17 protein-coding genes are annotated in these 19494 nt (G+C 63.9%); 10 read left to right on the forward strand and 7 right to left on the reverse strand.

The window, feature by feature from the left end; genetic code table 11:
- Positions 1-446: 446 nt before the first annotated feature.
- The 6 genes from S4A8_RS16745 to S4A8_RS16770 form a co-directional block, all read right to left on the reverse strand.
- Positions 447-2129, reverse strand: a complete 1683-nt coding sequence (locus S4A8_RS16745; protein WP_353221003.1) for an AMP-binding protein — start codon at positions 2127-2129, stop codon at positions 447-449.
- Positions 2130-2208: 79 nt separating this feature from the next.
- On the reverse strand, positions 2209-3120 hold the full coding sequence (mmsB, locus tag S4A8_RS16750; protein WP_353221004.1) for a 3-hydroxyisobutyrate dehydrogenase: 912 nt from the start codon (positions 3118-3120) through the stop codon (positions 2209-2211).
- Positions 3121-3176: 56 nt separating this feature from the next.
- Entirely contained in the window at positions 3177-4316 is a 1140-nt protein-coding gene (locus S4A8_RS16755) for an enoyl-CoA hydratase/isomerase family protein (protein ID WP_353221005.1), read from the reverse strand.
- Entirely contained in the window at positions 4313-5107 is a 795-nt protein-coding gene (locus S4A8_RS16760) for an enoyl-CoA hydratase (RefSeq protein WP_353221006.1), read from the reverse strand. Before S4A8_RS16760 ends, S4A8_RS16755 begins: the two co-directional genes overlap by 4 nt.
- Positions 5104-6264, reverse strand: a complete 1161-nt coding sequence (locus S4A8_RS16765) for an acyl-CoA dehydrogenase family protein (RefSeq protein ID WP_353221007.1) — start codon at positions 6262-6264, stop codon at positions 5104-5106. The genes S4A8_RS16760 and S4A8_RS16765 overlap by 4 nt, the downstream gene beginning before the upstream one ends.
- 8 nt (positions 6265-6272) lie before the next feature.
- The gene (locus S4A8_RS16770; protein ID WP_353221008.1) at positions 6273-7799 is read right to left on the reverse strand and encodes a CoA-acylating methylmalonate-semialdehyde dehydrogenase; all 1527 of its coding nucleotides are present in this window, start codon (positions 7797-7799) and stop codon (positions 6273-6275) included.
- A gap of 539 nt (positions 7800-8338) precedes the next feature.
- On the opposite strand from S4A8_RS16770, the gene S4A8_RS16775 reads away from it, so the two are divergent.
- Complete coding sequence (locus S4A8_RS16775; RefSeq protein ID WP_353221009.1) at positions 8339-9253, forward strand: AraC family transcriptional regulator; 915 nt, start codon at positions 8339-8341, stop codon at positions 9251-9253.
- A gap of 74 nt (positions 9254-9327) precedes the next feature.
- Here the strand turns inward: S4A8_RS16775 and S4A8_RS16780 are convergent, their stop codons facing one another.
- Positions 9328-10545: an ABC transporter substrate-binding protein gene (locus S4A8_RS16780; protein WP_353221010.1), complete on the reverse strand. Its 1218-nt coding sequence runs from the start codon at positions 10543-10545 to the stop codon at positions 9328-9330.
- 281 nt (positions 10546-10826) lie between these two features.
- On the opposite strand from S4A8_RS16780, the gene S4A8_RS16785 reads away from it, so the two are divergent.
- The 9 genes from S4A8_RS16785 to S4A8_RS16825 all read left to right on the forward strand — a co-directional run bounded on the left by S4A8_RS16785 (position 10827) and on the right by S4A8_RS16825 (position 19095).
- Positions 10827-12431, forward strand: coding sequence for a sulfatase-like hydrolase/transferase (locus S4A8_RS16785; RefSeq protein ID WP_353221011.1), 1605 nt, complete (start codon positions 10827-10829; stop codon positions 12429-12431).
- Between the two features lie 173 nt (positions 12432-12604).
- Entirely contained in the window at positions 12605-12961 is a 357-nt protein-coding gene (locus S4A8_RS16790) for an ArsR/SmtB family transcription factor (protein WP_353221012.1), read from the forward strand.
- A 42-nt stretch (positions 12962-13003) separates the two neighbouring features.
- Complete coding sequence (locus S4A8_RS16795) at positions 13004-13360, forward strand: hypothetical protein (protein ID WP_353221013.1); 357 nt, start codon at positions 13004-13006, stop codon at positions 13358-13360.
- Between the two features lie 136 nt (positions 13361-13496).
- Positions 13497-14144 carry an ABC transporter ATP-binding protein gene (locus S4A8_RS16800; protein WP_353221014.1) on the forward strand — a complete coding sequence of 216 codons (648 nt, stop codon included), beginning with the start codon at positions 13497-13499 and terminating at the stop codon, positions 14142-14144.
- On the forward strand, positions 14141-15514 hold the full coding sequence (locus tag S4A8_RS16805; RefSeq protein ID WP_353221015.1) for an ABC transporter permease: 1374 nt from the start codon (positions 14141-14143) through the stop codon (positions 15512-15514). Before S4A8_RS16800 ends, S4A8_RS16805 begins: the two co-directional genes overlap by 4 nt.
- The gene (locus tag S4A8_RS16810) at positions 15511-16308 is read left to right on the forward strand and encodes a DUF3299 domain-containing protein (protein ID WP_353221016.1); all 798 of its coding nucleotides are present in this window, start codon (positions 15511-15513) and stop codon (positions 16306-16308) included. Before S4A8_RS16805 ends, S4A8_RS16810 begins: the two co-directional genes overlap by 4 nt.
- Before the next feature lie 137 nt (positions 16309-16445).
- The gene (locus S4A8_RS16815; protein WP_353221017.1) at positions 16446-17627 is read left to right on the forward strand and encodes an S-(hydroxymethyl)glutathione dehydrogenase/class III alcohol dehydrogenase; all 1182 of its coding nucleotides are present in this window, start codon (positions 16446-16448) and stop codon (positions 17625-17627) included.
- A gap of 87 nt (positions 17628-17714) precedes the next feature.
- Positions 17715-17957, forward strand: a complete 243-nt coding sequence (locus tag S4A8_RS16820; RefSeq protein WP_353221018.1) for a hypothetical protein — start codon at positions 17715-17717, stop codon at positions 17955-17957.
- Between the two features lie 40 nt (positions 17958-17997).
- Entirely contained in the window at positions 17998-19095 is a 1098-nt protein-coding gene (locus S4A8_RS16825) for a CobW family GTP-binding protein (protein WP_353221019.1), read from the forward strand.
- The last annotated feature ends 399 nt before the right edge of the window (positions 19096-19494 follow it).

A 19494-nucleotide genomic window follows, 5' to 3' on the forward strand; every position in this document is an offset into this window, starting at 1 on the left:
CAATGACCGCGGCCGCAGCGCTTTCGAAGGCCCGCCCGAAGTCGCGTAGGTCGGCTTAGCGAAGCGTAAGCCGACAAGAACGTAGCCACAGCCGCAGTCTCAAGCGCATAGTTGGTTGGACGCCGTGGTACGGGTTAGCCGCCTGTATTCGCACCCCGTGTGAAGCGAACGGGAAGCACAGGCCGAAGGGTGTCCGGGGCATTGCGCTGGTGCGTTCAGGCTGTTTGAGGACCGCCAAAGCGGTTCGAGTTCTGGCCGCATGCCGTCGGCCCGAGAACTGATGATCGCTCTGGCAGTGGTTCGGCGCGCAGCGCCGACGCGCAACCCGCGTATCAGCGCGAAACCAAAGCGCGAAAACCAAAAGTCAGCGAACTCATGGGTGCCGAAAAACTCGCGGCTTGAAACCAAAGCCTCGACACACGCATGAGCACCCGACAACTCGTGCGCTAACCCTTGAGCTCGGGAAAATCCGCTTCGCTATAGGCAAACTCGCCTTTCTCATCCGCGGCCGCATGCGCCCGCAATTCCACCCGCCGGATCTTGCCAGAAATAGTCTTGGGCAATTCGGCGAATTCGAGTTCGCGGATACGCATATAGGCGGGCATACGCTCGCGGCTGAAGGCAAACAACGCTTTGGCAGCGTCGCGGCCGGGTTCGTGGCCCCGCCGCAGCACCACATAGGCCTTGGGTATATTCAGGCGCATATCGTCCGGCGCCGGCACCACGGCGGCCTCGGCCACGGATTCGTGTTCGATGAGGATGGATTCCAACTCGAACGGCGATACGCGATAGTCCGACGACTTGAACACGTCATCGGCACGGCCGACATACCAGTAGTAGCCGTCTTCGTCGCGGCTGGCGACATCGCCGGTACGGTAATAGCCGTCATGCAGGGCCTTGGCCATGCGCTCCGGGTCGTCGCGGTATTCCTGCATGAGCCCGAGCGGGCGATCGGCGCGTACGTCGATGGCGATTTCGCCTTCGTCGCCCTCTTCGTCGAAGGCATTGAGCAGCGCGATTTTATAGCCCGGCAGCGGCCGACCCATGGAGCCGGATTTCATCGGCTGACCGGGCGGGTTGCCGATCTGGGCGGTGGTTTCGGTTTGGCCATAGCCATCGCGAATCTTGAGGCCCCAGAGGCGTTCGACGCGTGCGATGACCTCCGGATTGAGCGGCTCGCCGGCGCCGACGAGGCTTTTGAGCTTCATATCGTAGGCAGACAGATCTTCCTGAATGAGCAGGCGCCAGACGGTCGGCGGCGCACACAGGCTGGTCACGCCCTTGTCGGCGATGATCTGCAATGCATCCGGGGCCGAGAACCGCGCGCTGCGATAGACGAATACCGTGCACCCGGCATCCCAGGGCGCGAACAGGTTCGACCAGGCATGCTTGGCCCAGCCGGGCGAACTGATATTGAAATGGATATCGTCCGGCTGCAGGCCGAGCCAGTACATGGTCGATAGCGAGCCCACCGGATAGCTTTGATGCGTATGCAGCACCAGCTTCGGCTTGGACGTGGTGCCCGAGGTGAAATACAGCAGCATCGGATCGGTGGCATGGGTGGTGCCCCCGGGCTCGAACGCGGTGGCGCATTCGTAGGCCGCTTCATAGCCGATCCACTGCCCGGCGGGTTCGCCGGCGACGATACAGGTCAAACCATCGGCCACGCCTTCGAACTTGGCGATATGTTCTTCGGCGGCCAGGATATGACTGACCCCGCCGCGCCCGAGGCGATCGCCCAGGTCCTTCTGCGACAGTAGCGTGGTAGCCGGGATGACCACCGCACCAAGCTTGATCGCCGCCAGCATCGTCTCCCACAGCTCGACCACGTTATCGAGCATCACCAGCAGCGTATCGCCGCGCCCGAGCCCGTGGTCGCGCAGGAAGTTGGCGACCTGGTTGGAGCGTTGGCGCATGGCGTCGAAGCTGTAGCGCTGTTCGCTGCCGTCGGCATCGACGAGCCACAGGGCGATCTTGTCGTTGCCGTGTGCATAGTCGTCGAACCAGTCCAGTGCCCAGTTGAACTCGTCGAGTTGTGGCCACTTGAAAGCCTCGTAGGCCCGGGCATAGTCCTCGCGCAGGTCCAACAGCTGTTGGCGCGCGGCCTTGAATGCGTCTGCCGAATGCATCGCCCTCTCCTTTTATCGCGTTCGGCGGGTCCGTTTTAAGCCCGCCGTCGTTATGGTTTTAATCGTTGCGGCTTTGTATTCAGCCGTTTGCGTTGTCGTTGGAATAGCCTTTCAACAGATTGAGAATGCTCGAGAAATCGTCGCCGCCGTGGCCGGCCTGGCTATGCACCGAATACAGGTTGCGGGCCATCGAGCCCAGTGGCGTGGCCACGCCTTTCTTCAGACTGGAATCCATCGCCAGCCCCAGATCCTTGAGCATGAGATCGACCCCGAAGCCAGGCTTGTAGCCGTTCGAGGCCGGGGCGTTGTCCATCACGCCCGGATAGGGGTTGTAGACGTTGAGCGCCCAGTTGCCGCCGGAGGCGTTTTTCATAATGTCGGACACCACGCTCGGGTCGAGGCCGTTGGCCACGGCCAGATTGATGGCCTCCGAGGTGCCGGTCATGAGAATGCCCAACAGCATGTTGTTGCACATTTTGGCGACCTGGCCCGCGCCGGCCGGCCCGGCATGGAAATAGGTCTTGCCCATGACGTCGAACAGCGGACGCGCCTGTTCGACCGCCTCGGCCTCGCCGCCGACCATGAACGTCAGCCCGCCCGCCTTGGCCCCGTTCACGCCGCCGGAAACCGGCGCATCGAGCATGGACAGCCCGCGTTCGCCCGCGGCCGCGGCGACCTGGCGCGCGGTTTCGGCATCGATGGTGGAGCAGTCGACCAGTAGCGTGCCGGCGGCGACAGCATTCAGCAGGCCGTTTTCGCCCTGATAGAGCGTGGCGACGTGCTTGCCCGCGGGCAGCATGGAGATGACGATATCGGCGTGCTCCGCTGCGGCGGCTGCACTCTCGGCGCGCTCGGCGCCCAGTGCCACGGCGTCGGCCATGGCCTGTTCGACCAGATCGAACACCGTCAGCGCATGGCCGGCCTTGATCAGGTTGGCGGCCATCGGCGCGCCCATGTTTCCCAGGCCGATGAAAGCGATTTTATTGGCCATTCTCTCCTCCTTGTCGTACTTGTTTATCGGTTTCGCGCGCTGCCGCGTACGGCCGATCAAAGATCGGCCAGCGGGTGCTGCGCGTAATCGTCGGGCAGCGTGAAATGGGCCGCTATCTGTTCGGGCGTAACCGCATCCAGCGTGGCCGGCGACCACTGCGGGTTCTTGTCCTTGTCGACCAGCAGGGCGCGAATGCCCTCGGCGAAATCGGGCCGGCGGGTACAGGCAATGGCCATGGCGAGTTCGCGCTGAAACACCTGTTCGATCGACAGTTTCGGATCGCGGGCGAGCTGGCGATGCACCACCGCCAGCGATAACGGCGATGCGCCCGCAATGGCCTTGGCGCCGTAGGCGAACCAGTCGTCGGCTTCGGCCTGCGCGGTCAAGCGTTGGGTGAACGCCGCCACGCTGTGCGTATCGGTCAGCCGTGCGATAGTCTGTTGATTAGCGAAGAGCATGGATTCGCGCCGAGCGTTGTCGCTTTCGGCGATGTCCTCGAATTCGCGCAGACCACGCGCGAGTACCGTGTCGTCCGCCTCGCGCTCGCCCTGCCAGTCGAGCTGCGTAAGCGCAGCGAACACCGCCTCGCGCTGGCCCGAGTCGATGCGATAGTCGCCCAGGCCCAGCCAGAGCGCATCGCCCGGCTGCATGGGCGTGGTCGTCAGCCCCAGAAACAGGCCAATGCGTTGGGGCATGCGCCCCAGAAACCAGCTCGCGCCCACATCGGGAAACAGCCCGATGGTGACTTCAGGCATGGCAATCTTGCTGCACTCGGTGACCACACGATGGCTGGCCCCGGCCATCACACCCAGACCGCCGCCCATGACCGTGCCGGTTGCCCAACACAACACCGGTTTGGGATAGCGATGAATACGATGATCGAGCCGGTATTCGTGGGCGAAGAAAGCTTCGGCATCCGCGCTGGGGGCATCGCCGGTCGCGGTCATCGCCTTGTACAACCCGATGACGTCACCACCGGCACAGAAGGCTTTTTCGCCGGCACCGTGGAGCACGACACACACGATATCGTCGCGCTCGGCCCAGGCGTCGAGCTGTGCCTGCAGGCGGTCGATCATCGTGCGCGAGAGCGAGTTCAGCGCACGGGGTGCTTTGAGCTGGGCAAAGGCCACGCAATAGCCTTTGGCCGTGCTACGTTCCTCGAAGACCACGCTACTGTCGGTCGTTGCTTCGCTCATCGATTGCGGCTCCTGTCGTGTGTCCATACGGGCTCGCGTTTGCCCAGAAAGGCGGCGACACCTTCGGCGGCGTCGGCGGTTTCGAACAGCGTGCCAAAAGCCGCCCGCTCGCTCGCCAACGCCGTGGTCAGCGCCGCACCCTGACTGGCGTCGATCAGGCGCTTGCTGGCCACAAGCGCGGCCGGGCTCTGGCGGGCGGCCTGTTCGGCGAGCGCCAATGCGGCCGGCAGGCTCTCGCCGCCGGCCACGGACTGTTCGATCAGCCCGATACGCTCGGCGGTTTCTACGTCCACGGTTTCGCCGCACAGAATCAGCCGCTTGGCCCAGCCGCGGCCGATCTGGCGCGCCAGCGTGGCCGTACCGCCGCCACAGGGCAGCAGCCCGACCCGCCCTTCCGGCAAGCCCAAACGGGCATGGCGTTCTGCGATGCGAATATCGCAGGCCAGCGCGCATTCCAGCCCGGCACCCAGACACCAGCCATTGATCGCAGCGACCGTGAGCCCGGAAAAATCGTGCAGCCGGGTCACCACCGCCGCGAGCAGGCGCGTGAGTTCGCGGGCCGCGGCCGGGCTGATGCCGACATACATGTTGAGATCGTCACCGGCACAGAAGAACCGATCGCCGGTGCCGGTAATCACGAGCGTATCGATCGCGGGCTCGGCCTCAAGCGTATCCAGTTGCGCAGCCAGTTCACGCAGAATCGCGGCCGTGAAGACATGCGCCGGCGGATTGTCGAACGTGAGTATCGCCACGGGCGCGCGGCGTTCGAGCCTCGGCAGGCCGTCGCTCACCGCAGACTGTCCCCGTCGTGATCGGCCAGTACACGACGCGCGATGATCAAACGCATGATTTCGTTGGTGCCTTCCAGAATCTGGTGTACGCGTACGTCGCGCACATGGCGTTCCAGCGGATACTCGCGGATATAGCCATAGCCGCCGTGAATCTGCAGCGCGGTGTTGCAGATATCGAAACAGCGGTCGGTCGCGAAGCGCTTGGCCATGGCACAGAACGCCGTGGCCTCGCCATGTCCGGCATCGAGCCGGCTGGCCGCCAGCCAGACCATCTGGCGCGACGCGACCAGTTCGGTCGCCATATCGGCGAGTTTGAATTGCAGGGCCTGAAATTCCGCCAGCTTGCGCCCGAACTGCTGGCGTTCGCTCATGTAGCGGCGCGCCGCATCGAGCGCGGCCTGGGCCGTGCCCAACGAACAGGAGGCGATATTGATCCGCCCGCCGTCGAGGCCTTTCATGGCAATGGAAAAACCCTGGCCCTCTTCGCCCAGCCGATTGGCCGCCGGTACGCGCACGTCCTCGAAGGTGATGGTGCGTGTGGCCTGGCTGTTCCAGCCCATTTTGGGTTCCTTGCGCCCATAGCTGATGCCCGGCGCATCCGCCGGCACGGCAAAGGCGCTGATGCCACCCGCGCCGGCCTGGCCGGTACGCGCCATCACTACCAGCAGATCGGTATCGCCCGCGCCGGAAATGAAGCACTTGCTGCCGTTGAGCACATAGTCGTCGCCGTCGCGCACGGCCTTGCTCTTGAGCGAGGCCGCGTCCGAGCCCGCCCCGGGTTCGGTGAGGCAATAGGAGGCCAGCTTCTGGCCAGCCGTGAGTTCGCCACACCACTGCTCGCGCACGGTGTCGCCCCCGAACGTCGCAACCATCCAGGTCGCCATGTTGTGAATGCTGATATAGGCCGCCGTCGAGGTACAGCCGGCCGACAGGGCTTCGAAGATCATGGCGCTATCGAGCCGCGCCAACCCCAGCCCGCCCTGATCCTCGGGCGTATACAAACCACAAAAGCCCAGCTCGCCCGCCTGGGCGATCACCTCGCGCGGGAAATAGGCCTCGGCGTCCCATTGCGCGGCGTTGGGCGCGAGTGCCGAGCGGGCGAAATCCTCGGCGGCTTCACGCAGCGCGATCTGTGTCTCGTTGAGTTCGAAATCCATAAGCGGGCCTAGCGCATACTGATCGTCATATTCGGCCCCGCCGGCACATCGTCCTCGGGCCAGCGCGAGATCACGGTCTTGGTTTCGGTATAGAAACGCACCGCCTGCTTGCCATAGGCATGCAGATCGCCAAAGAACGAGTTCTTCGAGCCGGTAAAGGAGAAGAACGGCGCCGGTACGGGGATCGGCAGATTGATACCGACCTGGCCGACTTCCGTTTCGTGCTGGTACTTGCGTGCGGCCGCGCCGGACTTGGTGAAAATCGACGTGCCGTTGCCGTAGGGATTGGCGTTGACCAGCTCGATCGCTTCTTCGAGCGTATCGACATGCATCACACATAGCGCCGGGCCGAAGATCTCTTCCTGATAGATCTTCATATCGGTGGTGACGTTGTCGAACAGCGTGGGGCCGATCCAGTTCCCGTCGGGATAGCCTTCAACGGTGCAATTCGATCCGTCGAGCAGCACATCGGCGCCTTCGGCCGCCGCGCCCTGAATCAGATCGCGTACGCGATCGCGCGATTTTTGGTTGATCAACGGACCATAGGCCGCGCCCTCGTCGCCCGGCGCACCGGGGCGGATATCGGCAAGCGCGTTCTTGATGTCGTCGACCCAGTCGCGGGTCGCTTCGCCGACGAGTACGGCCACCGAAATCGCCATGCAACGCTGACCGGCCGCACCACAGGAGGAACCGACCAGCGACGACACCACCTGCTCCTTGTCGGCATCGGGCATGACGATCATGTGGTTCTTGGCCCCGGCCATGGCCTGCACACGCTTGAGGTTGTCTGTGCCTTTGCGATAGACATGCTCGGCCACCGGCACCGAACCCACGAATGACACCGCCTTGACGTCCGGGTGATCGAGAATGGCGTCCACCTGCCGCTTGTCGCCGTGGATGAGCTGCAACAGCCCCTTGGGGAAACCGGCTTCGGCGAACAGCTCGGTGAGCATGACCGGGGTGAGCGGGTCCTGCTCCGAGGGCTTGAGGATGAAGCTGTTGCCGCAGGCCACCGCCAACGGATACATCCATAGCGGGATCATGGCCGGGAAATTGAAGGGCGTGATGCCCGCACACACGCCGATCGGGTGCACATAGCTGTGCGTATCGATATTGCGGGCCACGTTCTCGGCGGTTTCGCCCATCATGTGCGTGGTCATGCCGCAGCCGTGTTCGACGACCTCGATACCGCGCCAGACATCGCCCATGGCATCGGCAAAAGTCTTGCCGGTTTCTTCCGAGAGCACCTTCGCAATGTCTTCCTGGCGTTCCTTGAGCAGGGTCTGATACTTGAACAGATAACGCACGCGCTCGACGGTGGGCACATCGCGCCAGCTCTTGAAGGCCGCCTTGGCAGATTCGACCGCCCGCTGCATTTCCTCGTCGGTAGCGACCGGCACCTGGGCGATCACTTCCTGGGTGGCCGGGTTATTGAGCTCGATCCACTCCGAAGTGGCGCTGTCGACGAATTCGCCGTCGATGAACAGCGGGACTTTCTGGCTCTGTCGAATCGTGTCGATACGGGATGAAGACATGGGCTTGTTCCTGATGGGATCACGGGTTGGCCGTATTCGTGTCGAACCGCTGAGCCTGCAGCGCAGGGGTCGAGCTGGCCGTTGAAAAGGTCATGGAAGAAACACGGTGGCAAAACGCACCGGCGTTGTGCCGCCGTCGACGCTAGCCGAGGGTGTTCGACACGGCGAGAAAACGACGGTTTGGCGAGGCGGCGGCATGAGCGTCGGCGTACGCCGACACGTGCTTAGCACTCGAGCGCTGAATGAGGCAGGCGGTACGCATTGGATCTCCTCCGTGGCGTTGTATTGGGCGGTCAGCGTTCGTTATGCGGGACACGCTGCCGTTTTTTTTGTTCGATATCGAAACAGCCCGGCACTGCCTGCTGTTTCATCGCGGCCCTGCTTTGTTTTTTGTGCCGCGTTTATAACTTATTGCCAATCAGATCACGCCGATCCGGCGTCTGAAATAGTCTTAATTGCCACCGGCTGGACAAAATTGCTTCGTGCATGATCAAGTGTCGTCTAACGCAAATTCGCCACACCCACGCGAAATTCATGTCGTGAACTTAGCGCCCCGCACACCTACGTATGCCGGTATCGAGACCTCACGCTGGCCGCTGCCGGAAACCGGACGGCGCGTGATCCTGCCGCAGAAACTCGTTGACGAAATGGCCGCCAACCCGCTGTGTCGCGACTGCCTGCCGCATGGCGTGGGGTACTACCCGAGGGCGGCGGGCCATCGCATGGGCCGCCGCAATCCGCGCGATCATCTGCTGATCTATTGCCTGTCCGGCGCCGGGGTGGCCCGGCGCGAGGGCCGGCGCCAGGCGGTACAGGCCGGCGACGTGCTGCTGCTGCGCGAAGGCGAGCGCCATAGTTATTGCGCCGACCGTCACGAGCCGTGGTCGATCTACTGGGCGCATCTGGGCGGCCATGCGGTCGCGCGTTTCTTCGACGAGATCGCGGCCGGGCACGATGACTTCGTGGTGCCGGTGGGCCTGCACCCACGCCTGACCGAGGATCTGAACCTGCTGCTGACCGTGGCGGATCGCTTCAAGAGCCAGCACTTCGTCTATGCGGCGAATCTGCTGCAGAGCATTCTGTCGTTCATGGCGCTGGTCCATCACCAGCACCGCGATCGCGGCGCGGCGCTGGATATCGATCGCGTCCAGGCCTGGTTGCAGGCCCATCTGCACGAACGCATCGATCTCGACGAATTGGTAGCCGCGACCAGCACGATCTCGCGCTATCACTTCATCCGCGAATACCGCCGCCAGACCGGCCAGACGCCCATGCAGGCTTTTCAGCGGCTCAAGATCAGCCGGGCCTGTTATCTGCTCGATATCACCGACTGGAACGTCGGCGAGATCGCCAGCGATCTGGGGTATGACGACCCCTATTATTTTTCGCGGCTGTTCAAGAAGGTCATGGGCGTGCCGCCGCGCGACTATCGGCGCGAGCATCAGGCCGGCTAAGCGCCGACTTTTAAAAATACACCGGCACGCACACAAAGCACGTACCGGTGTCTACGCACAACAACCGTCTTGAACTACTTCAGGCGCGCGCAACCCGATTCGGCCAGCGACGGGTAGGCCTGATCTCCTGGAATCGTACGCTCGACGGTGGCGACATCCCATTCGCCTTTCGACGCATCCGGGCTTTTGACCTTGAGCAGATACATATCGTGCTCGAGCAGACCGTCATCGCGGATGGTGCCGCCCTGGGCAAAGAAATCGTCGATCGGCTTGTTGCCGATGGCGGAGCGCACCGCATCGCTTTCATCCGTGCCGGCTGCCTTGACTGCATTCAGATAGGCCGTAGTCGCCGAATACAATGCCGCGTGCGGGAAGGTAGGCGTGGTGCCACCGCTGGCCAGATAGCGTTTCGCCCATTGCCGCGAGTCTTCGTCGTGATCCCAGTACCAGCCGCTGGTGAACTGCAGGCCCTTGGCCGTATCCAGGCCGAGACTTTTTACGTCGCTGATGAGTACGAGCATGCCGGCCAGCGACTGGCCACGCGAGACGATGCCGAACTCGTTGGCCTGCTTGACCGCGTTAATGGTATCGGTGCCGGCATTGGCCAGACCGATCACATCCGCGCCGGAGCTCTGGGCCTGCAACAGATACGAAGAAAAGTCATTGGTGTTCAGCGGCGCGCGTACCGAACCGACGACGCTGCCACCCAGTTCCTTGACCACATCCGAGGTATTGCTTTCCAGGGCCTGGCCGAAGGCATAGTCGGCGGTAATGAAGAACCATTTCTTGCCGCCGTTCTTGACGATGGCCGTGGCCGTACCCACCGGCAGGGCATGGGTATCGTAGCCGTAGTGGATACCGTAGGCCGTACAGGCATCGTTGGTCAGCGCCGAGGTGGCACTGCCGGTATTGATGGTGATGATGCCCTTGTTCGAGGCCAGCTGCTGTACGGCCAGACCGACCGCGCTGTTGGTCAGATCCATGATGACATCGACCTTGTCGCGATCGATCCATTCGCGGGCGGTGGACGAGGCGATATCGGCCTTGTTCTGATGATCGGCCGAGATCACCTCGATATCCTCGCCGAGCACACTACCGCCGAAATCCTTGACCGCCATCTTCACCGCAGCGGTCGCACCGGGCCCGCTGAAACCATCGGCATAGACGCCGGACATATCCCCGAGCACGCCTATGGTTACCTGGCCGTCGTCGTTGCCGGCCGCCTGGGCCGTACCGACCGTGAGCAGGCCCGCCGCCGCTACGCCCAACAGGGCGTTTCGCCATATCGTCATGGTCATCTCCTCGTTTTGTCGGTCCGTCACGGGCACGCATTGCCCGGGCCGAACCGCTTGTTGTTGTCGTTGCACAGTGCAGCACCGGCCAGAGCGTGGCCCATTCGACCTTTGGCCAATGGCCAGGCCGAGAGTTCGGGTTGCCGACATTACCGACCACCGCATCACGACGCGGCCGCACCGTTGTCGAAATCGCCCCGCACCGCTACCCGCCCGGGTAAGCTCGCAACCGTCCAGTGACTGCCATTAAGCGGGGCCGTATCGTTTTGCCTGTTTCTCGTTTGACCACCGCCGCCCGCGTGCTGGTCGCGCCACTGCTGCTTTATGCGCTGGCCGCCCTGCCGCTGCGCCCGGGTGGCAGCGCTACCTGGATGCCCATCGAGCCGGCGCTGGTACTGGCAGCCATGCTATGTGTGCCGCGCCGTGCCGAACGGGGGCTGCGCGCGCTCGTGGTTCTGGGGTATGGCCTGTTACTGGCGCTCACTACCGCGGACTGGGGCACCGGGCTTGCCTTCGGTCGTCCGTTCGAGCTGGCCCGCGATTACCGCCTGCCCGTCTTCGGCTGGAATGTGTTCGCCCATGTCGTGGGTTACGGGCTGGCCGTGGTGGCGCTCGTTGCAGCAATCGTTGTTATCGCCCTGCTGCTCTACCTGCTGTTTCGCGGCCTCGCGGTCTGGACGCGTACAGCCGGGCCGCACCGCCTGCGCTACGCGGCGCTCGTCGCAGCATTGCTGATTGCGCCCCTGACGGTCAGCCTGACGCGTTCGCAAACCGCCGCCCCGGTTTACGAGCGCATCACCCGGCATGCGCATCAGTACCTCGCGCGTCGCACCGAGCGCCGGGCGCTCCAGCGCGGCCTGCAAACGCCAGCAGTAGACGCCGGTACCGACCTCGCCCGGCTCGCCGGCAAAAACGTATTGTTCGTTTTCGTGGAGTCCTACGGGCGTACGGTCTTCGAGCGCGCACTCTATGCCGAGGCCATCGGCCCGCGGCTGCGCGCCTTCGAACACACCATTGCCGCCGCCGGATTTCGCGCACGCAGCGGCTGGCTCACCTCGCCCACGGTCGGCGGCCAGAGCTGGCTGGCCCATACCACGCTGTTGTCCGGGCTGTGGATCGACGGCCAGCCCCGCTATGAAGCCCTGATCGACAGCGACCGCATCTCGCTGAACCGACGTTTTCGCCAGGCCGGCTGGCGTACGGCAGCGGTCATGCCCGCGATCACCCGGGCCTGGCCCGAGGCCGCCTGGTTCGGCTATGACCGGGTCTATGCCAGCGACGATCTGGGCTATGAAGGCGAGCCCTTCAACTGGGTGACCATGCCCGATCAGTACACGCTGGCCGCCCTGCAGCGCGCCGAACTCGACCGCGCCAGTGGCCAGCCGGTCATGATCGAAGCCGCGCTCATTTCCAGCCATGCGCCCTGGGTGCCTATCCCGCCGCTGCTGGACTGGGCCACGATCGGCGACGGAACCGTATTCGACGACTATGCCCGCGCGGGCGATCCGCCGGTGGAGGTCTGGAAAGATCCCGATCAGGTCCGCACCCAGTATCTCAAGGCCATCGACTATTCGCTGGCCACCCTGGCCTCGTTCGTCGCCGAACGCGCACACGACGATCTGGTACTGGTCATTCTGGGCGACCACCAGCCGGCCCCCATCATCACTGGCAGCGAGGCCTCACGGGACGTGCCGATCCATATCCTCTCAACCGATCCGGCCGTGCTCGGCGCCATCGACAGCTGGCAGTGGCAGACCGGCATGACACCCGGCGCGGCAACACCCGTCTGGCGGATGGACGCCTTCTACGAACGCTTCCTGCGCGCGTTTTCGGGCGATGTCGAACCGTTGCCATCCTCCGCCGCCCCGCCGCTGCGGGCCGAATAAAGGGGCGCGTTTCCACGGGGCTAAGCGCTGCGCACTGGCTGTGCTGGCGCGCGGCGGAAACCGGGAGGCCTTCGCCCGCCCGCACGGGAAAACCGTTCCGAGTTCTCGAAACGCTTGCATCAACCGCTCGCTGAATCTATCATTCCATCGATTCATTGAATGACAGATTATCGATGACGGCTACAGCACACAGCGCCTGCGAACATTCGGTCGATCCCCAGCCACCACGGCTGCCGCTCGATGCCGATCTCTCGTTTGCCGCGGATATGTTCAAGGCACTCGCCGACCCCGATCGCCTGCGCCTGCTGGCACGGCTGGCCGACGGCGAGACGTGCGTTACCGAGCTGGCCGCGCTGGAAGACCAGAAGGTCACGACCGTATCGGCGCGACTCAAGCTGCTGCTTGGCGCACGCCTGGTCAGCCGCCGGCGTGAGGCCAAGCATATGTATTACCGACTCACCGACGATCACGTACTGCAGATCGTCATCACGGCCCTCGAACATTCAGCCGAGGACACCGTCTCGCGCTGATGCGCGAACGCAGCCTCGAATCATTCACGCCAGGAGTTCAGCATGACCGAATGCAATCACGACCATCACCAGCCCCATCCGCATACCCATGGCCCGGAGTGCGAGCACACCGGCGTGCGCCATGGTGACCATGTGGACTATCTGCATGACGGCCATCTGCACCACCCGCACGGTGATCATGTGGACGAACACGTGATCGAGGTGTCGGACAAGAACCCCGACCAGTGCACCCCGGCCCACGACTGCGGCGGCCATGACGCGTCGCACACGCATGGCCCCGGCTGCGGCCACGAGGCGGTTCCGCATGGTGACCATATCGACTACCTCGTCGACGGCCACCTGCACCACCCGCACGGCGATCATTGCGACGATCACGGCCCGATCGAAGTCGTCAACTAAGCCGTCGATCCGCAGGGCTTGTAACATGCCCGGACGCCGGCTCGTCCGGTTTTTTTGGGCGCGGGATACCGAAATCAGCAGACATCCTGGCTTAAAAAATGTAACGTTATAGCGTCCCTGACCTGCCTGCCGATTCATGCTCTGTATTCGCGATCTGGAGCACCGCTATACCGACGTGCCCGTTGTACGCCTGGCACATCTGGATGTGGCCGCCGGCGAACAGCTGGCGATTCTCGGCCCCTCTGGCAGTGGCAAGTCCACAGTGTTGCATCTACTAGCGGGCGTACTCACGCCGACGCGTGGCGAAATCCATGTCTGCGGACAGTCGCTTTCGACAATGGGCGAAGCCGCCCGCGATCGTTTTCGCGGCCGCCATATCGGGCTGGTTTATCAAAGCCTGCACCTGATCGCCGCGCTTTCGGTGGCGGACAATCTGGCCCTGGCACGCTATCTTGCCGGCCTCGCGCCGGACGCGGCCCGTATTGACGATACGCTCGAACGCGTGGGCCTGGCCGCCTTCAAGGCCTGCTACCCGGCCCAGCTCAGCCAGGGGCAACGCCAGCGCGTGGCACTGGCGCGTGCGCTGGTCAACGAACCGCGGCTGATCCTGGCCGACGAACCCACCTCCAGCCTGGACGATGCCAACGCCGAGCGCGTAGCCACGCTGCTGATCGAGCGGGCCCGGGCCGCGGGTGCAGCGCTGGTGGTGACCACGCACGATCGCCGCCTGGCCGATCGCTTTGAACGCCGGCTCACGCTCGGCGATGCCGCGGTGGTGGCATGAATCTCTGGCGCTTGAGCCTGGCCTATCTACGCCATCAGAAACTCACGGCCGCGTTGAACGTGTTCCTGCTGGCACTCGGCAGCGCCATCATCGTGGTCCTGCTGCTGGCATCGACCCAGCTCAAGGACAACCTGGTACGCGATGCCGGCGGGGTGGACCTGGTGCTGGGGGCCAAGGGCTCGCCGCTGCAGCTGATTCTGTCGAGCATTTATCATATCGATGCGCCCACCGGGAACATCGATTTCGCCGAGGCCCGGCGCTGGTCTCGCCACCGGCTGGTCGACCGTGCGATCCCGGTCGCGCTCGGCGACAGCGTGCAGGGTTTTCGTATCGTCGGCACCAGCGACGACTTCCTGCCGCTCTACGATGCCGAGATCGAGGATGGCCACGGCTGGCGTGCACCCATGCAAGCCGTGCTGGGTGCACAGGTCGCGGCTGCTACGGGCCTGTCGGTGGGCGACACTTTTGCTGGCGTGCATGGCTTTGCCGCCAGCGGCCATACCCATGATGATTCTCTCTATCGCGTAGTCGGGGTGCTTGCGCCTACGCGCAGCGTGATCGACCGGCTGGCGCTCACCGATGTACGCAGCGTCTGGGCACTGCATGGCGGCCTCGGTCACGATCATAACCATGCGGACGAAGACGCGCACGCCGCCGATGACCATGACCATGAACATGAGCACGAGCACGACGAAGCGCATACCCACGGACACGCCGAACAGCCGGGCTCCCCTGATCACGACAATCACGACAATCACGAGCGGCAAGCAGCCGCCGAGCAGGCGCCCCTGCCGTCGATCCTGGACCCGGACTTTCCAGCCACGGGCCGTCAGATCACCGCGCTGCTGCTGATTTCCGACTCGCCGCTGGCGGGCCTGACGCTGCCACGGCTGATCAACCGTGTCTCCAGCCTGCAGGCGGCTGCGCCGGTCGCCGAAATCACCCGCCTGCTGGGGCTGATCGGCTTCGGCCTGGACACGCTCGCCGCCTTTGCCGCGCTGATGATCGTAGCCGCCGCGCTGAGCGTATTCGTCGCGCTTTACAACGCCCTGCGCGCACGGCGCGTGGACCTGGCCATGATGCGCTCGCTGGGCGCTTCCCGCGCGCAACTTCTGCGCCATATCCTGCTCGAAGGTCAGATGCTCGCGCTTGGTGGTAGCACGCTGGGTTTACTGATCGGACATCTGGTGACCGAGGGATTGGGGTTATGGCTGGAAGACGCACAACTGTTTCATCTGACCGGCTGGGCCTGGCAGCCCGCGGAATGGGGCCTTCTGGTGATGGCCGTGGTCGTGGGCCTGCTGGCAGCACTCGTGCCGGCGATTCAGGCCTATCGGGTGGATATCGCCCGTACGCTGGCCGGCGAATGAGTGGTCTCGCGCGGGGGTGCGGCCTGCTGCTAGGCCTGGCGGTCGCGCTGTTGGCCAGCTCGGCCTGGGCGAATGAGCCCGCGTCCATCGACCTGATCTACGAACAGCTCGCACCGAGCGACGGCGCGCCCGTGATCCCGGCCATCAAGAACGACATTGTCTACCTGGCCGCCGAGGTCCGCGACGCCGACGGCGAGCTGCTCGACGATGTCCCCATCAGCTTAAGTTCCACCCGCGACAACGCACTCGTCGGCCCCGAGCCGGTGACCCGCGACGGCGGCTATACCGATCTGGCCCTCGTGGCCCGTTCGCTGGGGCGCGATACGCTCACAGTGTCGGCCGGCTCGGTTTCTACCCAGATCGGCCTCGACGTGCGCGAACCCGATGCGGTGGACGACTATGCCAGCGCTCTGGAAGGCATCGACGACAGCGATAATGTGCTGGGCTGGGCGGCGCTGATGCAGGCCCAGATCGACTATGACGAACAGTTTCGCGTATCTGCGACCTACCCGGCGGCACTGAAAGAGCGCTTCGGCCAGAGCGTGCGCCTAGTCGGCTATATGCTGCCCATGCAGATGTCCACCACCCAGACCCGGTTCATCCTCTCGGCCAATCCGCCGGTGTGCTTTTTCCATATGCCGGGCGGCCCGGCCACCGTGGTGGATGTGCATACCCAGCGCGCCATGGAAATGACCTGGGAGCCGGTGGTCGTTGAAGGCACGCTCCAGGCCGAAACCCAGACCGACGACGGCCTGCTCTATCGCCTGACCGACGCCCGGCTCGTCAACCGCTAGCACCGGTCGACATCGCCGGGCGCGGGTCACCGCCCGGCGGCCCTTGCCAGCACCGATCCTTTCGAAGCCCGACCGGTCTGCATGTTTGACAAGGTTGACATGTTATAACGTCCTTAACAGAACCCAAGGGTTTGCAAATGAAAACGCGTGCTGCCATCGCCTGGGCACCCAACACCCCGCTCGAGATCGAAGAAGTCGATCTGCAAGGCCCCAAGGCGGGCGAAGTCCTGGTGCGTATCGTCACCACCAGCCTGTGTCATACCGATATGTTCACCCTTTCGGGGCGCGACCCCGAGGGTAATTTCCCCTGCATTCTCGGCCATGAAGGCTGCGGTATCGTCGAAGATGTCGGCAAGGGCGTAACCTCCGTCAAGGAAGGCGACGTGGTGATCCCGCTCTACCAGCCGGAGGACCCGAACTGCCCCTATATCAAGTCGGGCAAGACCAATCTGTGCCAGACCATCCGCAAGACCCAGGGCCAGGGGCTGATGCCCGACGGCAGCAGCCGCTTTTCCTACCGCGGGCAGATGCTGCACCACTATATGGGTACATCGACGTTTGCCGAATACACCGTGCTGCCCGAGATCGCCGTCGCCAAGATCGACCCGGCCGCGCCGTTGTCCAAGGCCTGTGTCATGGGCTGTGCCGTGCCCACGGGCGTGGGCGCGGTACGCAATACGGCCAAGGTCCAGCCCGGGGACACGGTCGCCGTATTCGGCCTGGGCGCGGTCGGCATGGCCGTAATCCAGGGCGCGGTTCTCCAGGGTGCGGGCCGCATCATCGGCATCGATATCAACCCCAACAAGTTCGCCCTGGCCGAATCACTGGGTGCGACCGAGTGCATCAATCCGCGTGATTATTCCGAGCCGCTGCACGAAGTCATCATCGACATGACCAACGGCGGCGTGGATTTCTCCTTCGAATGTGTCGGCAGCGTGGCGCTGATGCGCGCGGCGCTGGAGTGCTGCCACAAGGGCTGGGGCGAGAGCATCATCATCGGCGTGGCCGGTGCCGGCGAAGAAATATCGACCCGGCCGTTCCAGCTGGTCACCGGCCGGGTATGGCGTGGCTCCGCCTTCGGCGGCGTGCTGGGTCGCTCGGAGCTGCCCGGCATGGTCGATGAATGGCTCAACGGCACCATCGACGTGGACCCGTACATCACCCACAACATGGACCACGAGCAGCTCAACACGGCATTCGAACTGTTACGCAGCGGCCAGGCCATTCGTTCGGTGATTCACTATCGCGACGAGACCCTCACCCCGGATCTGCCGGGCGAACTGGTCACATCCCGAAACGCGGTCGTCGAACCCGCCTGATACGACACGTCGCGAACCGGCCCGCTGCATGGCTCATGCGGCGGGCTTTCGACCAGTCCGATCCCAAAACTGCTGCAAGAGGTCGCCATGACAGCGCATAACGACGTCGTTCCCCGCCGCTACGAACAGTGGCGTCACTGCATCACGGTCGACTGCGGTATAGCATTGACCCCGGCCTATATCGAACAACGGCTGCACGCGCTGCGCGATGACGCGGATTACGCTACCCGGCGATTCATCGAAGTCTATGGCGCGGCCCACCATCGTGCCGTCATCGGCTGGTTCGAACGCGCGGCCGCCGAGCTGAACGCCACCGATCCGGCACGCTGACAGGCCCGAGCGCCGAAACACCCCGCCCCTTCAACCGCTAATGCCCGCATCCGCCGACACGCCCATTCCCATCACCCTGCTGACCGGCTTCCTGGGCAGCGGCAAGACCACCCTGCTCAACCAGCTGGTACGCCAACCCGGCATGAACCGCACGCTGGTGGTCATTAACGAATTCGGCGAAATCGGCCTGGACCATCAGTTGTTCAGTGCCAGCCACGAAAGCGAACTCGTCGCACTCGACAGCGGCTGCCTGTGCTGCACGGTACGCGGCGATCTCGTACGTACCCTGCGGGATGCCACCTGGCGCTTCGCACGCGACGGCGAACGCCATTTCGACCGGCTGGTGATCGAAACCACCGGCCTGGCCGACCCGGCGCCGATTCTGCATACCCTGATGACCGATGCCCGTATCGCCCGCGCCTACCGGCTGGACGGGGTGGTTACTTGCGTTGACGCCGTCCACGGTCAGGCCAGCCTCGATGCCCACGACGAGGCGATGAAGCAGGCCGCCATGGCCGACCTGCTGCTACTGACCAAAGCCGATCTCGCCGATACCGCGACGCTGGCCAGCCTGCGCGCACGTCTCGGCGCGCTCAACAACGGTGCACGCCAGCTCACGGTGACCCACGGCCATGTCGATGCCAGCGCACTGACCGATCTCGGCATTGACCCGCAAAGCGCACATGGGGCCGATATCGAACGCTGGCTGGGCAACTCCCCGGCCGCAAAGACACCCCAGCCGGCTACTACCGGCCTGCGCCTGGGCCCGGCCGTGGCGACCCCGGCGCCCACGCTTGCGCCAACGTCGGTCGGCAACGATCCGAATCGCCACGACGATCGCGTGCGTGCGCACTGCTTTACCTTCGATACGCCCATCGACGCCGATCGCCTCGAGGTATGGCTGCAGCTGATGGTGTCGCTCATGGGCGAGCGCATGCTGCGTATCAAGGGCCTGATCCATATTGCCGGCGAAGCCCGACCCGCCGTCATCCACGGGGTGCAGCATATCTTTCACCCCATGACGTGGCTCGACGTCTGGCCGGACGAAGATCGACGCTCGCGACTGGTATTCATTACCCGCGATATTCCGCGCGAGTCGCTGACGGGCATTCTGGCCGCGCTGGACAGTACGGCATAGCCTGGGCTCGCGCTTGAGTCGGCACGCCCGCGCAACGCAGCGCGCCCGCAATCGAAACACGGAACGCCCGTCGCGATAGCCTTTGAAGTATCTACCGGCAAAAGAATCGATGACTTTTCGGGTCAAGCGAGCGCGTAAAACCACGCGAGTCGCAACCCGCAGCCACGAAGCTTAAAAACAAACGACTAACCGGTACCCGCCCTTCCTTTTAATCGCGTCCTGGTTATCCACGAAATCAAGCAGGCGCCGGGAAGCAATGCCCAGCCTCGATCGATCTGTCTTTCGCCCTATTCGCGTTCCTTCGCGTTCATTTGCGGACAACCTGCGTGATTAAGAACAGCCAGCTGAGTTTCATGGATGCTCAGAAACGGCGTTGAGACCACTGACCACGTCCGCTGT

It is taken from the genome of Salinisphaera sp. S4-8, assembly GCF_040361235.1.
GTDB lineage: Bacteria > Pseudomonadota > Gammaproteobacteria > Nevskiales > Salinisphaeraceae > Salinisphaera.

Bases quoted from the DNA above. Each gene is read 5' to 3' on its own strand.
- S4A8_RS16755 (WP_353221005.1), bottom strand. From the start codon at position 4,316: ATGAGCGAAGCAACGACCGACAGTAGCGTGGTCTTCGAGGAACGTAGC.
- S4A8_RS16765 (WP_353221007.1), bottom strand. From the start codon at position 6,264: ATGGATTTCGAACTCAACGAGACACAGATCGCGCTGCGTGAAGCCGCC.
- S4A8_RS16745 (WP_353221003.1), bottom strand. From the start codon at position 2,129: ATGCATTCGGCAGACGCATTCAAGGCCGCGCGCCAACAGCTGTTGGAC.
- S4A8_RS16815 (WP_353221017.1), top strand. From the start codon at position 16,446: ATGAAAACGCGTGCTGCCATCGCCTGGGCACCCAACACCCCGCTCGAG.
- S4A8_RS16800 (WP_353221014.1), top strand. From the start codon at position 13,497: ATGCTCTGTATTCGCGATCTGGAGCACCGCTATACCGACGTGCCCGTT.
- S4A8_RS16780 (WP_353221010.1), bottom strand. From the start codon at position 10,545: ATGACGATATGGCGAAACGCCCTGTTGGGCGTAGCGGCGGCGGGCCTG.
- S4A8_RS16825 (WP_353221019.1), top strand. From the start codon at position 17,998: ATGCCCGCATCCGCCGACACGCCCATTCCCATCACCCTGCTGACCGGC.
- S4A8_RS16805 (WP_353221015.1), top strand. From the start codon at position 14,141: ATGAATCTCTGGCGCTTGAGCCTGGCCTATCTACGCCATCAGAAACTC.
- S4A8_RS16810 (WP_353221016.1), top strand. From the start codon at position 15,511: ATGAGTGGTCTCGCGCGGGGGTGCGGCCTGCTGCTAGGCCTGGCGGTC.
- S4A8_RS16790 (WP_353221012.1), top strand. From the start codon at position 12,605: ATGACGGCTACAGCACACAGCGCCTGCGAACATTCGGTCGATCCCCAG.
- S4A8_RS16820 (WP_353221018.1), top strand. From the start codon at position 17,715: ATGACAGCGCATAACGACGTCGTTCCCCGCCGCTACGAACAGTGGCGT.
- S4A8_RS16795 (WP_353221013.1), top strand. From the start codon at position 13,004: ATGACCGAATGCAATCACGACCATCACCAGCCCCATCCGCATACCCAT.
- S4A8_RS16770 (WP_353221008.1), bottom strand. From the start codon at position 7,799: ATGTCTTCATCCCGTATCGACACGATTCGACAGAGCCAGAAAGTCCCG.
- mmsB (WP_353221004.1), bottom strand. From the start codon at position 3,120: ATGGCCAATAAAATCGCTTTCATCGGCCTGGGAAACATGGGCGCGCCG.